We start from the raw sequence: 12,959 nt of genomic DNA on the forward strand, positions 1-12,959 counted from the left end.
CGCGCGATCTACAAGGACGCACCAATCCTCATGCTGGACGAGCCGACAAGCTCGCTGGACTCCGAGTCTGAAGCCAAGGTTCAGGCGGCGCTCGAAAAGCTCATGCAAGGCCGGTCCGTGCTAATGATCGCGCATCGCCTCTCCACGGTGAAGAAGGCCGACCTGATCTGCGTGCTCGACAATGGCCGCATTGTCGAGATCGGACGTCACGACGAACTTGTGTCGAAAGGCGGGCTCTATACAAGACTGCACCGCAATCAGTTCGGCATTTCCGGTGGCTTGGAGCCGGCTTCCTCCGATGAGGAGCGCGCCGTCGCCGTTCCCGGTGAATAGCGGCACGGCCCGATGTTAAAGCGTCTCCTAGGACCGCAGCCAGGCACCGCCTTTCTCAGCAAGCTCGCAGCCGGCTATATCCGGCTTGTCTATGCCACGAGCAAACACGTAAGCGAACCTGAAGACACGGACTCCAAACTCTACAGCCAGCACCCTCAGCTCGTCTCGATCTGGCATGGCCAGTTCATGCTGATGCCGACCATCCAGCCGAAACGACGGGCCGAGGTGAAGGCCATGGTCTCACGGCACGGCGATGCCGAATTGCTCGGCGAGGTGCTCCGGCGCTTCGGCACAGAGCTGATCCGGGGCGCAGGCGCAGGCAAACGCAAACGAAATCGCGGCGGCGCGACCGCCATGCGCGAGACCCTGCGGGCGCTCGAGTCGGGTGCGAGCGTTGTTATGACGGCTGACGTTCCGCCCGGCCCGGCGAGAAGGGCCGGCATCGGCATCGTTACGATCGCCGCGAGGTCCAGACGTCCGGTCGTCGCTAGTGCCATCGCCACGAGCCGCTATGTGAAGCTTTCGACCTGGAGCGCTTTCACGATCAATCTGCCTTTCTCGAAGATGGCCCATGTCGTCGGCGAGCCGATCTTTGTGCCAGACACCGAGGACCCGGACGAGCTCGAGAAAGCACGGCAAGCCATCGAACGCGCACTCGCCGAGGCCACCGCGCGGGCCTATGAGTTGGCGGGCGCGACCGACCCGTTGAGCGAAGAAGAAGCGAGCAAGCCTGGCCTGTCGCTCAAGACCTACCGACTGGCCACCCTGCTTGCGGCACCGGTCGCCCCGTTGCTGCTCGCCTGGCGGACCCGCAAAGGCAAAGAGGAGCGTGACCGTCGCCCCGAACGCTATGGCATCGCAGGCGAGCCGCGACCTGAGGGCTTTCTCGTCTGGCTTCACGCGGCCTCTGTCGGCGAAGCCACCGCCGCGCTGCCCCTGATCGAGCACATCGCAACGACGCGGCCGGACGTCCGCATCCTGCTGACAACCGCCACGGTGACATCGGCACGCCTCGCGCACGCACGCTTGCCCGAGGGCGCGATCCACCAATATGTACCTCTAGACCGGACCAGCTATATCGAGTGCTTCCTGGACCACTGGCGTCCCGACCTTGCCGTTCTGGTGGAATCGGAGATCTGGCCGAACCTGGTGATCGAGACGAAGGCGAAAGGCGTTCCGCTCCTACTGATCAACGCCCGGATGTCGGGCCCGTCGTATAAGAGGTGGCGGCGGCGGCCGGGCATGAGCCGGCCCATATTCTCCGCCTTCGATCTCGTGCTGGCCCAAAACGACCGCCTCGCCGAGCAATTCGCACAGCTTGGCGCGCCCAAATTTCTCTCCGTGGGCAACCTAAAAGCGGATGCGCCGCCGCCGCCCGTGGATTCTGCGGGCAAGGCGGACCTCTCCGTCGCCCTTTTGGGGCGCCCTGTTTGGCTCGCGGCCAGCACCCATCCTGGCGAGGATGAAATTATCGGCGCGGCCCACGCAAAGATCAAAGAAGCCCTGCCGGACATCGCCACGATCATCGTGCCGCGGCACCCGGAGCGCGGAACGGACATCGCCGAGATACTGCGCGGCCAGGGCTTGAAGGTTGCCTTGCGGTCCCAAGGCGGTCGCATCGAAGCCGGCACGGACGTCTATGTGGGCGATACGATCGGGGAACTGGGACTCTTCTATGCACTCACGCCGGTCGCCTATATCGGCGGCTCTTTGGTGAAGCATGGGGGGCAGAACCCTGTAGAGGCTATCAAGCTTGGCGCTGCCGTGCTGGCGGGGCCCCACGTGCACAATTTCCGCGAAATGTATTTGGACCTCTTGAAGGCCGGTGGCGCTCTTACGGTCGACGATGCGGACAGTCTTGCGAGCGCGGTGCTCGACTTGCTGCAGAACGACGTGGCCCGCAAGGAAGCCTATGCCAGGGCCGAGGCCTGCATCGCCGCGATGAGCGGCGCCTTGCCGAAAACGCTGGACGCGATCGACGCCTACTTCCCGGAAAAGGAGCCGCTGCAACATGCCTCTTGAGACGCCGTCTTGGTGGTACAGCAAGCGCGGACGGCTCGCGAAGATCATGCCTGCCCTGCTCTCTCCCATCGCAGCGCTCTATGGTCGGACCGCCGCGTCGCGCTTGGCGCGAGATCCTGAATACCGGTCCCGCCTGCCGGTGATCTGCATCGGCAATTTCACCTCCGGCGGCAGCGGCAAGACGCCGACAGCGATTGCCGTCGCGGGCCTCATCAAAGCCATGGGCAAAACGCCCGCCTTCCTCACGCGCGGCTATGGCGGCAGCGCCACCGATGTTGTCGAAGTTGCCGGGCACGATGCGGCAGAGGTTGGCGACGAGCCGCTTGTTCTGGCCGAGACCGCACCGACTTTCGTGTCCGCGGATAGAGCGGCCGGCGCCAAGACCATCGAGCAGACGAATGCCGATGTCATCGTCATGGATGACGGCTTTCAAAATCCAGGCCTTGCGAAAGACCTTGCCCTGCTAGTCGCCGACGGGGTCTCGGGGCTCGGCAATGGGCGTGTGATTCCGGCCGGCCCGTTGCGCGCACCGCTTGAGGTACAGTTGCCGCGCGCGGATGCGCTGCTCGTCATCGGCGAGGGCAAGAAGGGCGATGCGCTCATCAAGCGGTTCGATGCCACCGGCAAACCGGCCTTGCGCGCGACGATCGAACCCGACTGCGATCCGCGCTGGCTGACCGTGCTGCCGACGATCGGCTTCGCCGGCATTGCGCGTCCGTCCAAATTCTTCGCAACGCTGAAGTCGAATGGTGCGCGCCTCGTCTCCAGCCACGGCTTTGGCGATCATCACCGCTTCACCGAGAAGGAGGCGAAACGTCTTTTGGACGAGGCAGAGGCCAAGAATGCCATGCTGGTGACGACCGAGAAGGACTGGGCACGCCTGACAGACGAGGATGATGACGAAGAGGACAGCGCAGTCGCCGAGCTGAAGAAACGCTCGCGGCCGTTTCCCATCTTCCTGACGTTCGAAGACGAGGACGCGGTGAAAGCGTTGCTGAAGTATGCGCTGGGCGGCGCGTGCCCGGACGACGCCGGTTAGGTGTTTTCGGCTTTTCCGGCGGTCTCGCGTACACGCTTCAGCGACGCCGCCGCATCCACATAGGGTTCTTGTAGCGCGACGCTCCAATATCGCAACTCGTCAAGCGGGATGGGCTGGCCGGTCACAGCACAGCGTACGAATTCGCCCGGCGTGACCACCTGCACTTCGCCATCCAGGTAGCGAAGTTTGGCCTCGCCTTTGAGGCCGAAATTACGATCGAAACGGTTCATTACAGTCGTCAGCCTCTCTCGTTAGCAGGGTCAGCTTAGCGTCCCAGCATACTACTTGCCAGCGCTAGAGCAGGCTTCCCTGATCGCCGTCGGGTGCAGGCTTCGGCTTCTTCGGCCGTTTCGGCTTAGGTGGCGCTGGTTCGGTGCTCGTGCCTTGAAGAACCTCGACTTCGATATGGCCATCCGCGAACTGAATATCGAGTACCTCACCCGGGCGAACCGCGCCGGCGCTTCGCGCCATCGCACCATCGGCATCGCGAACAAGTGCAAACCCGCGTGCGAGGACGTTGTGATAGCCGAGCGTGCCTAAAAGCTTCACCTGCGCATCGAGACGTTGCCGAGCGCGCTCAACCCGGGCCGTGATCGCCCGGGCGCGATCCCGGTCAAGCCGTACCAGCAGTTCGCGCGCCGTGACCACTCGCCGCACGACAAGGCCTGGGCGCAACGCCTCCGCCTCGCGGGCCAGCACTGCCCGATGGCTCTGCGTGTTTGCCCTCAAGGACTGGAGAAGACGCCTGCTCGCCGTATCGAGCCGTTGGCGTGGCAGGCCCAGAATGGCTTCGCGGCGAGGCAGCCCGCGCGCCGATGCGGTGACGCGGCTGCGCCAATGTTCCAGCGCCCGGCGCATGGTGCCGGCCATGCGGACTCCGCTTGTACGCACCGTGTTCAGCAATTCGGAGCGAACCGGCACCGCGCGCTCGGCCGCTGCCGTCGGGGTCGGCGCCCGGTAGTCTGCCACGAGATCGATCAAGGTCCAGTCCGTTTCGTGACCCACGGCGGAAATGAGAGGTATCGCGCTCGCCGCCGCGGCCCTCACCACAGTCTCTTCGTTGAAGCCCCACAGATCTTCCAGGCTGCCGCCGCCGCGCGCCACGATGATCAGGTCCGGAAGGATCCCGTCGGCGGTCGCACCTACATTGAAGCCGGCAATCGCGGCAGCCACTTCCGCTGCGGAAGTCTCGCCTTGCACGCGCACCGGCCACACGATCACGTGCGAGGGAAAGCGATCGCTCAGGCGATGTAGAATGTCGCGAATGACGGCGCCGGTAGGCGAGGTCACCACGCCGATGACCCCCGGCAGGAAGGGAAGCTCCTGTTTGTGCTCCTCGTCGAACAGGCCTTCGGCGGCGAGCTGCTTCTTGCGCTGCTCCAGAAGCGCCATCAGCGCGCCGGCGCCCGCGGGCTCCAGTTCCTCGATCACGATCTGATACTTCGAGCCACCGGGAAATGTGGTGATCTTGCCCTTGGCGACGATCTCCAACCCCTCTTCGGGCTGGAACTTCAGCCGGCCGAACACGCCACGCCACACAACCGCCTCGATGACCGCCTTCTCGTCCTTGAGTTTGAAATAGCAATGACCCGAGGAATGCGGCCCGCGATAACCCGAGACCTCGCCGCGCAGGCGTATAAGGCCGTAAGCGTCCTCCACCGTCCGCTTGAGCTCGAAGGCCAGCTCCGACACCGAGTACTCAGTGATATTGGTCGGCTCGGGCTGTGGATTTCGGGGTGCCATCGCTTTCGTCTCGTTTTTTGAAATGGTCGTTCTCGTGCTAAGAGCGCGGCTCTCGTCTCAGGCGTACCATATCTAGAAGGGCATGCAGCTCCGAGATTTGCAGAACCAGCAGGGGCATCATTGACGTGAACGTACTTCTCATCGGCGGCGGCGGGCGCGAACATGCGCTGGCCTGGAAACTGACGCAGAGCCCTCTCCTCGGCAAGTTGTATTGCGCGCCGGGGAATGCCGGCATTGCCGAGGCCGCCGAGCTCGTCGCGCTCGATGTAAGCGACCACGGCGCTGCAGCCGCCTTTTGCAGGGACAAGCAGATCGGGCTTGTCGTCGTCGGTCCCGAGGCGCCGCTGGTGGCCGGGCTCTCCGACGACCTGGAGGCGCAAGGCATCCTTGTGTTTGGCCCCTCCAAGGCGGCATCGGCACTCGAGGGTTCCAAGGGCTTCACCAAAGATCTTTGCACCGAGTACGGCATCCCCACCGCCGCCTATGGACGCTTCACGGACGCCGCATCCGCCAACGACTATCTCGCGCGTCAGACCCTGCCCATCGTTATCAAGGCGGATGGCCTTGCGGCGGGCAAGGGCGTGGTGATCGCGCAGACACAGCAAGAAGCAGACGCGGCTGTCGAGGCTTGCTTCGAGGGTGCGTTTGGCGAGGCCGGCGCGGAAGTGGTGATCGAGGCGTTTCTGAGCGGCGAAGAGGCGAGCTTCTTCGCATTGGTCGATGGCGAGACCGCCCTGCCTCTCGCCACGGCGCAGGATCACAAGCGCGTCCATGATGGCGACCAAGGGCCCAACACGGGCGGCATGGGCGCCTATTCGCCCGCACCGATCATGACCGAGGCCGTGTGTACCCGCACCATGGACGAGATCATCCTGCCGACGGTCTCGGCCATGAAGGCGCAGGGCACGCCGTTTAGAGGCGTGCTCTATGCGGGGCTGATGATCGAGGACGGCGCGCCTCAGCTCATCGAATACAATGTGCGCTTCGGCGACCCAGAGACGCAGCCCCTGATGATGCGGCTGAAGTCCGATCTTCTGCCGGTACTCCTCGCGACGGCGCAAGGTCGGCTCGGCGGCATGAGCCTCGAGTGGCAGACGGACGCCGCGCTATGTGTCGTGATGGCGGCGAATGGCTATCCCGGCGCTTACGAGAAGGGCACCGAGATCAAAGAGCTCGACGCGGCGTCCGCCGATCCTAAAGCCGCGATTTTTCATGCCGGGACGGCCCGCGACGGGAGGCGGGTCCTCGCCAGCGGCGGCCGCGTGCTCGGCGTCACAGCGCTTGGAACGGACATCGCGCAGGCGCAAGCCCGCGCCTATACCGCAGTGGATGCGATCGATTGGCCTGGCGGATTCTGCCGGCGGGATATTGGTTGGCGCGCGCTGAAACGCGGCGCCTAAACGATCGTCCGTCGGCGCCGCATTAGGGAGAAATTCACTCTAGCGCCCTATGAAGGACGCGAGATACCGGTTTGCCCTGCTTTCGTCACGGGATAATGTTGTCTTTTAACGATGGCGACACTATCTGATCGTCATGTGGATTTGATTCCAGCCTGCGAGATTCGAAAGATGACTTTTGACCTGCCCGTTTCGAAGAAGACCATGTCCGGCGTGGTGGGTGTCGTTGCGATTCTTTTCTATCTGTGGCTGCTGACGTGGTCAGCGCCAGCCCGGGCGATGAGCGGTACGATAGCTCAGCCCGAGGGCGTGGCGACGGACGTTCATCAGGCCAAGATCTTCAAGCGCGGCCGCACCCCGGTCTACCCCTATTCGGCCAAGGGCCCCGGCCCAAATGGCTGGTCCTCCTATCTTGGTTTGGTACCCTATAGCTGGGGCAATGTGGAGAATGAGGCCGTTCAGCGGGCCCAGTATCCTATGCGCTATTGGCCGCACAATCCAAACGCGCCTATCCCCAAGCCTTATCGTTAGTCGGTTTCCGCTCACCTTCTGCTTCTAAGTTTTTACCGGTCGTCTCCTGGCCGGCGCGCGCGCGTTCCGCCCCGCGACCGCTAACGGCGCGCGGCGAAGAACTTTTGCAGCAGTGATGCCGCCGCGCTTTCGCCGATGCCGCCGTAAATTTCCGGGGCATGATGGCAGGTGGGCTGGCTGAAGAAGCGCGGCCCGTGCTCTACAGCGCCACCCTTGGGATCGCTCGCGCCGAAATACAGGCGCCGGATGCGGGCGAAGGAGATGGCGCCTGCGCACATCGCACAGGGCTCCAGGGTCACGTAGAGATCGCATTCGATGAGCCGCTCGCTGCCAAGCACGGCCGCGGCCGTGCGCAGGACCAACACCTCCGCATGGGCCGTGGGGTCGCGCAGCTCCAACGTGCGATTGCCCGCCTGAGCCAGGACCGTGCCCTTGGCATCGACAACGACCGCCCCGACCGGCACCTCGCCGCGTGCCGCCGATACACGCGCTTCCTCGAGCGCCACATCCATTGGTTTTACGTCAGGCCGCGCAAGGGAGCGCTTGCCGGAACCGCCGTCATCTGCAAGCTTCGCCGTCATGACAGCCAAGGTGAACGAGCCGAAGACCCGCGGTCAAGCGCCGCGGAAGCAGGGACGCACACGCCCCACCCCACCCAAGCGGGACTTGGAGCCCATGCGCATCGCCAAGGCGATGGCGCAAGCCGGCCTGTGTTCAAGGCGCGATGCGGAGAAGTGGATCGAGGCGGGCCGTGTCGCCGTGAATGGCACGGTCCTGACGACCCCGGCCCATGTGGTCAGCAGCGCAGACACGATCCTGGTGGACGGAGAACCGCTTCCTGCCGCCCGCGCGCCGCGCCTCTGGCGCTACAACAAGCCGAAAGGTCTCGTGACCAGCCACAAGGACCCGGAAGGACGCCCGACCGTGTTCGGCGCCCTGCCCGACACCCTGCCGCGCGTCGTTTCCGTCGGCCGACTGGACATCAACACAGAGGGCCTGCTGCTCCTCACCACGGATGGGGCCTTGGCGCGTCATCTCGAACTGCCCAGCACGGGCTGGGTCAGGCGTTATCGCGTTCGCGCGCATGGGCGCGTGAGCCAGGGGGCGCTCGATGCTCTGAAGCGCGGCATCACCATCGACGGCATACGCTATGGGCCTATCGAGGCCACGATCGAACGGACCCAAGGCAGCAACGTATGGTTGGTCGTCGGTTTACGCGAGGGCAAGAACCGCGAAGTGAAGCGCATCGCCACCCATCTCGGGCTGAGTGTGAACCGGTTGATCCGCACCTCATTCGGTCCCTTTGCCTTGGGCGACCTTGCCTTCGGAGCGGCGGACGAGGTCAAACGCAAGGTGATCGCGGAGCAGCTCGGCGCCGACGTTGCGCGCACCCTGGACGTGAAGAGCTGATGCGCATTGTCGCCGGACGCTTCAAAGGCAAAGCAGTTGACGCGCCAAAGGGCCTCGGCACACGGCCGACCTCGGACCGTGTCCGAGAAGCGCTCTTCAACACACTGACCCATGGTGCGCCGGAGATCGAATTTGAAGGGATCCGCGTCCTCGACCTGTTCGCGGGCTCAGGCGCGCTGGGGCTGGAAGCGGTGTCGCGCGGCGCCCGCTATTGTCTTTTCATCGAGGAGGACGCGGGCGCTCGTGGTACGATCCGCCGCAATGTGGAAAGACTGGGCCTGACCGGCATCACGAAGATCTGGCGGCGCGATGCGAACCGGCTGGGCCCTGCGGGCAACCTTCCCCCGTTCAGCCTCGTGTTCTGCGACCCGCCCTATGGCACGGGTTTGGGTGCGCAGGCGCTGCAGGCCGCGGCGGATGGCGGCTGGCTGGGCCCGGGCGCCATTGCCGTCTTGGAACAGCAGGCGGGTGAGCCGCCGGACTGGCCTGAAAGGTTGGCGGAGATCGACCGGCGCCGCTACGGCGGCACCGAAATCGGTATCGCCCGTTTCGGCGACTAAAGGAGTTTGAAATGCGATTATGGGCGCTCACATGGCTGGGCTTGGTTCTTGCCGCCACCTCACCCGAAGCGGATACGTTTCAATCCGGAGACTGGAAGGGCCGCGCCAATTTCAACGGCGAAGGAACCTTCACGGATTGTACCGTCTTGCTGCCCGATCCTGCGCACACCACGCTGGGCTTCGTCATGACACCGGAGGCAGACATTGGCATGTTTGTCGCCGACTCCGCGCTTCGGCTGAAACCGGGCGAACAGAAGCCCGTGCTGGTCCTCATGGAAGGCCAACACCCCTTCGCGGCAATCGCCGACATCGTCGCTGAGAACGGCGTCCTTATTCCGCTCAAGAAGGGCGATCCGGTCTTTGATGCCATCGCCGAGGGCAGCAAGTTTCGCGTCAGCGTCAGAGAGAAAGAATTCGCTCTCGAGCCCGAGGGAACTGCCGAAGCTCTGGAGGCTCTCAAGGCCTGCGTCGAGAGCCATCGAGGGAAGAACCGCGTCGAGCTGTAAGGCCTCTTAGCGTCGCTGAAATAGTTTCTCGATGTCGGTCAGCTTCAGTTCCACATAGGTGGGGCGCCCATGATTGCACTGGCCGGAAAACGGCGTCTTCTCCATGTCCCGTAGCAGCGCGTTCATTTCCTGGGGCGTGAGGCGCCGTCCAGCGCGGACGCTGCCATGGCAGGCCATAGTGGACAGAACGTGATCGAGCCTGTCGCGTAACGCCCGCGCGCCGCTTCCGTCCTCAGCTTCCAGCAGAATACCGGCGAGATCAGTGAGAAGCGTCCGAGTATCGCAGGTGCCCAGCAGCGACGGCACTTCCCGCACCGCGACCGCCTGCGGCCCGAAGCTCTCGATCACGAGCCCGAACTGTTCCAGCTCGCCCAAAGCACCGAGCAGGCTGTCGATGGCCTCGGGCGCAAGCTCGACGATGTCTGGGATCAACAGCAACTGGCGGGCCACACCGCCATTTTCGAGACCGCTCTTCAAGCGCTCGTAAACCAGCCGCTCATGGGCCGCGTGCTGATCGACGATGACGAGCGCATCGCTCGTCTGCGCGATGATGAAGGTGTCCTGCACCTGTGCCCGCGCAGCGCCGAGCGGATAAGTCTCGGGCGCCTCCTCCGACGCGGCGCCGCCGCGCATATCGGCCGATGGGACAGCGACACCCTTGAGCGGGGCTTGAGCCCGATCGCTGAAGGTCGCACTGCCCGGCGGTCTGTAGGCCGATCTTTGGGACCCCACATAGGAGCGCACCTGGCTTTGGTAGAAAGGCGCCCGGCTCTCTCCGGCCGGTGCCTCTCCCGGCGCCGGGGCGTAGGCTGGATGGGGCGGCGCCTCTCCCGGCGGACGCATGTGCTGCAAGGCCTTCTGCGCCAGGCTCGCCGTCGCCCGGTGTCCCGCCGCAGCCAGCGCCTCGCGTACCGCACCGATAAGAAGAGAGCGCACGCCATTGGCGTCGCGGAATCGGAGCTCCGTCTTGGCCGGGTGCACGTTCACGTCCACCTCATCGGGAGGAATATCCACGAAGAGCGTCACCAAGGGATAGCGCCCGCGCGGAACAAGGTCCCCGTAGGCGGCACGAACCGTACCAGCGATCAGACGGTCACGCACCGGGCGGCCGTTGACGACGAGGTAGATGCTGAGCCCGTTCGGCCGGTGCAGCGTCGGCAAGCCGGCGTACCCCTCGACCCGAACGGGGCCCCGGGTGGCGGAGACGGGCATCGCATCCTCCACGAACTCCGAACCCAGGATGCGTCCGAGACGGGTCAGGGCATGGTCGAGAAGCCCGGGCGGGCACGCATCGAGCCGTAGCGTCATACGCTCGCCATTGGAAAGGGAAAACGCCACCTCCGGATGGGCCAGAGCCAGGCGCTTCACCACATCGCTGATAGCTGCGGTCTCGGCCCGTTCCGACTTCATGAATTTCAACCGAGCGGGCGTGGCGTAGAAGAGATCGCGTACCTCGACATCCGTGCCGGCAGCCCGGGCGGCCGGCTTCGATGTCGACTGGCGGCCGCCATCGACGTCGATCCGATAAGCCTCGGCTTCATCGTGTGCGCGGCTGGTGATGGCGAGCCGCGCCACGGCGCCGATGGAGGGCAAGGCTTCGCCCCGAAAGCCGAGTGTCAGGATATGGGAGAGATCCTCGCCGTCGAGCTTCGACGTCGCATGGCGTTCGACGGCAAGTTCCAGATCGCGCGCGCTCATGCCCGCACCGTCGTCGGACACACGAATGAGCTGGAGGCCGCCGCCCCGCACGATCACGTCAATACGGGATGCGCCCGCGTCGAGCGCGTTTTCCACCAGTTCTTTGACGACGCTTGCGGGCCGCTCGACCACCTCACCCGCGGCAATGCGATTTATGAGGTTCGGCGGCAGCTGACGAATGGCCATACCTTGACCCTCATGCCTTGGAGCCTGATGCCCCGTCTTCGTGCGCCGAGGGGTACACTTTGCCGGGCGCGGGCCTTACCTTTACCAAGTCTGGGGCGCAGGGGCCTAGCCCCGTGTGCCTAGCCCGGTGCACCTGCCGGCGCGGGCTCCTCGATGGGCTGGCCGACAATGGTGGTTATGAGCTTATCGGGCGCGAGCAAACGGCCCGCGACGCGCTTCACGTCCTCAAGTGTCACCGCCTCGATCAGCGCATTGCGCTTGGTGACATAGTCTATTCCCAGATCCTCGATCTGAATCCACAAGAGCTGATTGGCGATGCTCGAGGAGGAATCGAAGCGCAACGCATAGGCGCCGGTGAGATAGGCTTTGGCGGCGTTGAGCTGATCGGGGGTCAGCCCATTCTCGCCAACGTTTTCGAGTTCGGTTTTGATCACCTGCAGTGACTGGCCCACAGCCTCGTTCTTTGTCGCGACATTGCCCACGAAGACGGAGCCATGCCGATAGGGAAGGAGATTGGACGTGACCGAATAGGCCAGTCCGCGCTTCTCGCGGACCTCCTCCATCAGTCGCGAAGAAAAACCGCCGCCGCCGATGACGTAGTTCAGGATATAGGCCGGGATGAAATCGTCGTCGCGCCGCGGGATCCCGCGGAAACCGAATTTGGCGACGGACTGCGGCACATCCATTTTGATGACTTCGCGCGTGGGCCCGAGCGGCGGCTCGGCGTCCACGACCTCACGCAAGTCCGATTTCTCGGGCAGATCGCCGAACAGCGTATCTAACGCCTTGCCGAGTTCTTCGGGCGTGATATCGCCAACCGCCGACACGACGAGCTTGTCGCGGGCATAGACGCGGCGGACATAGTCGCGGAGGTCGTCTGTCGTCATGGCGGCGACGGACTCGCGTGTTCCCTTGATCGGGCGACCATAGGGATGGCCCTCGAAGGCCAAGCGATCCCAGGCTTGCGATGCGACCGTCGAGGGGTCGTTCTCGTCATATTTGAGCCCGGCCAGAATCTGGGCCCTGACGCGCGCCATCGCGCTTTCCTCGAAGCGCGGCTCCGCCATGGCGACACGGGCCAGCTCGAACACTTCGTCCTTATTCTCGGTCAGCGTCTGTAGCGAGCCCAGCATCACATCGCGGCCGGCATCGAAGTCCAGGCGCATCGCCAGAGACTGCGCGCGCTCCTGGAACGCGGTGGCGTCGAGATTGCCCGCCCCTTCGTCCATCATCGAGGTCACGAAATAGGCCTGCCCGTCCTTGCCCTGCCCGTCCTGGGCGGCGCCGCCCAAAAAGGCGAAGCGAATCGCGATCAGCGGATTGACATGGCTTTCCACGAGCCATGCCTTGATGCCGCCCGGGCTCGTGACTTCCTGGATATTCATCGTTTTTCCTTGAGCGGTCTCTTTGGCCGATGGCTCGACCACGTCCTGCAGCGCCTTTTGCGCCACGGCGGACGGGGCGAGAAAGACCTGCGCAGCGACGGCCAAACCCAATCCGATCGCCATCAGCGACGTGGGCACTGTCATCGGCA

The 12,959-nt window shown here is 64.3% G+C and carries 12 protein-coding genes and 1 pseudogene; 8 read left to right on the top strand and 5 right to left on the bottom strand.

The features are described from left to right. The 3 genes and pseudogenes from WBQ77_RS07055 to lpxK all read left to right on the top strand — a co-directional run. Positions 1-333, top strand: a pseudogene (locus tag WBQ77_RS07055) (ABC transporter permease); the annotation flags it as partial. 12 nt (positions 334-345) lie between these two features. After that, positions 346-2,355, top strand: coding sequence for a glycosyltransferase N-terminal domain-containing protein (locus WBQ77_RS07060; protein WP_424059538.1), 2,010 nt, complete (start codon positions 346-348; stop codon positions 2,353-2,355). Further along, positions 2,345-3,394: a tetraacyldisaccharide 4'-kinase gene (gene lpxK / locus WBQ77_RS07065; protein WP_424059540.1), complete on the top strand. Its 1,050-nt coding sequence runs from the start codon at positions 2,345-2,347 to the stop codon at positions 3,392-3,394. Before WBQ77_RS07060 ends, lpxK begins: the two co-directional genes overlap by 11 nt. Here lpxK and WBQ77_RS07070 read toward each other — a convergent pair. Continuing rightward, on the bottom strand, positions 3,391-3,624 hold the full coding sequence (locus WBQ77_RS07070) for a DUF2093 domain-containing protein (protein ID WP_424044504.1): 234 nt from the start codon (positions 3,622-3,624) through the stop codon (positions 3,391-3,393). The two genes, lpxK and WBQ77_RS07070, sit on opposite strands and share 4 nt — an antisense overlap. Before the next feature lie 64 nt (positions 3,625-3,688). Further along, entirely contained in the window at positions 3,689-5,137 is a 1,449-nt protein-coding gene (gene xseA / locus WBQ77_RS07075; protein WP_424059542.1) for an exodeoxyribonuclease VII large subunit, read from the bottom strand. 125 nt (positions 5,138-5,262) lie between these two features. On the opposite strand from xseA, the gene purD reads away from it, so the two are divergent. Further along, the gene (gene purD / locus WBQ77_RS07080; RefSeq protein ID WP_424041322.1) at positions 5,263-6,537 is read left to right on the top strand and encodes a phosphoribosylamine--glycine ligase; all 1,275 of its coding nucleotides are present in this window, start codon (positions 5,263-5,265) and stop codon (positions 6,535-6,537) included. 168 nt (positions 6,538-6,705) lie between these two features. Further along, positions 6,706-7,065: a hypothetical protein gene (locus WBQ77_RS07085; RefSeq protein WP_424041324.1), complete on the top strand. Its 360-nt coding sequence runs from the start codon at positions 6,706-6,708 to the stop codon at positions 7,063-7,065. An 80-nt stretch (positions 7,066-7,145) separates the two neighbouring features. Here WBQ77_RS07085 and WBQ77_RS07090 read toward each other — a convergent pair whose 3' ends face one another. Beyond that, positions 7,146-7,646: a nucleoside deaminase gene (locus WBQ77_RS07090; protein ID WP_424059544.1), complete on the bottom strand. Its 501-nt coding sequence runs from the start codon at positions 7,644-7,646 to the stop codon at positions 7,146-7,148. Here WBQ77_RS07090 and WBQ77_RS07095 point away from each other — a divergent pair. Genes WBQ77_RS07095 through WBQ77_RS07105 form a run of 3 tightly spaced genes read left to right on the top strand, consistent with a single transcriptional unit; the run spans position 7,645 to position 9,541 of the window. Beyond that, on the top strand, positions 7,645-8,475 hold the full coding sequence (locus WBQ77_RS07095) for a pseudouridine synthase (protein ID WP_424041327.1): 831 nt from the start codon (positions 7,645-7,647) through the stop codon (positions 8,473-8,475). The two genes, WBQ77_RS07090 and WBQ77_RS07095, sit on opposite strands and share 2 nt — an antisense overlap. Then, the gene (rsmD, locus tag WBQ77_RS07100) at positions 8,475-9,035 is read left to right on the top strand and encodes a 16S rRNA (guanine(966)-N(2))-methyltransferase RsmD (RefSeq protein ID WP_424059546.1); all 561 of its coding nucleotides are present in this window, start codon (positions 8,475-8,477) and stop codon (positions 9,033-9,035) included. Before WBQ77_RS07095 ends, rsmD begins: the two co-directional genes overlap by 1 nt. Positions 9,036-9,046: 11 nt before the next feature. Beyond that, positions 9,047-9,541: an antitoxin family protein gene (locus WBQ77_RS07105; RefSeq protein WP_424041330.1), complete on the top strand. Its 495-nt coding sequence runs from the start codon at positions 9,047-9,049 to the stop codon at positions 9,539-9,541. A 6-nt stretch (positions 9,542-9,547) separates the two neighbouring features. Here the strand turns inward: WBQ77_RS07105 and mutL are convergent, their stop codons facing one another. Together mutL and WBQ77_RS07115 are read right to left on the bottom strand one after the other, a co-directional pair. After that, the gene (mutL, locus tag WBQ77_RS07110) at positions 9,548-11,425 is read right to left on the bottom strand and encodes a DNA mismatch repair endonuclease MutL (RefSeq protein ID WP_424041331.1); all 1,878 of its coding nucleotides are present in this window, start codon (positions 11,423-11,425) and stop codon (positions 9,548-9,550) included. A gap of 119 nt (positions 11,426-11,544) precedes the next feature. After that, entirely contained in the window at positions 11,545-12,954 is a 1,410-nt protein-coding gene (locus tag WBQ77_RS07115; protein ID WP_424043105.1) for a M16 family metallopeptidase, read from the bottom strand. Positions 12,955-12,959: the final 5 nt, after the last annotated feature.

Origin of the sequence: Methyloceanibacter sp. (assembly GCF_049590335.1) — a bacterium.
GTDB lineage: Bacteria > Pseudomonadota > Alphaproteobacteria > Rhizobiales > Methyloligellaceae > Methyloceanibacter.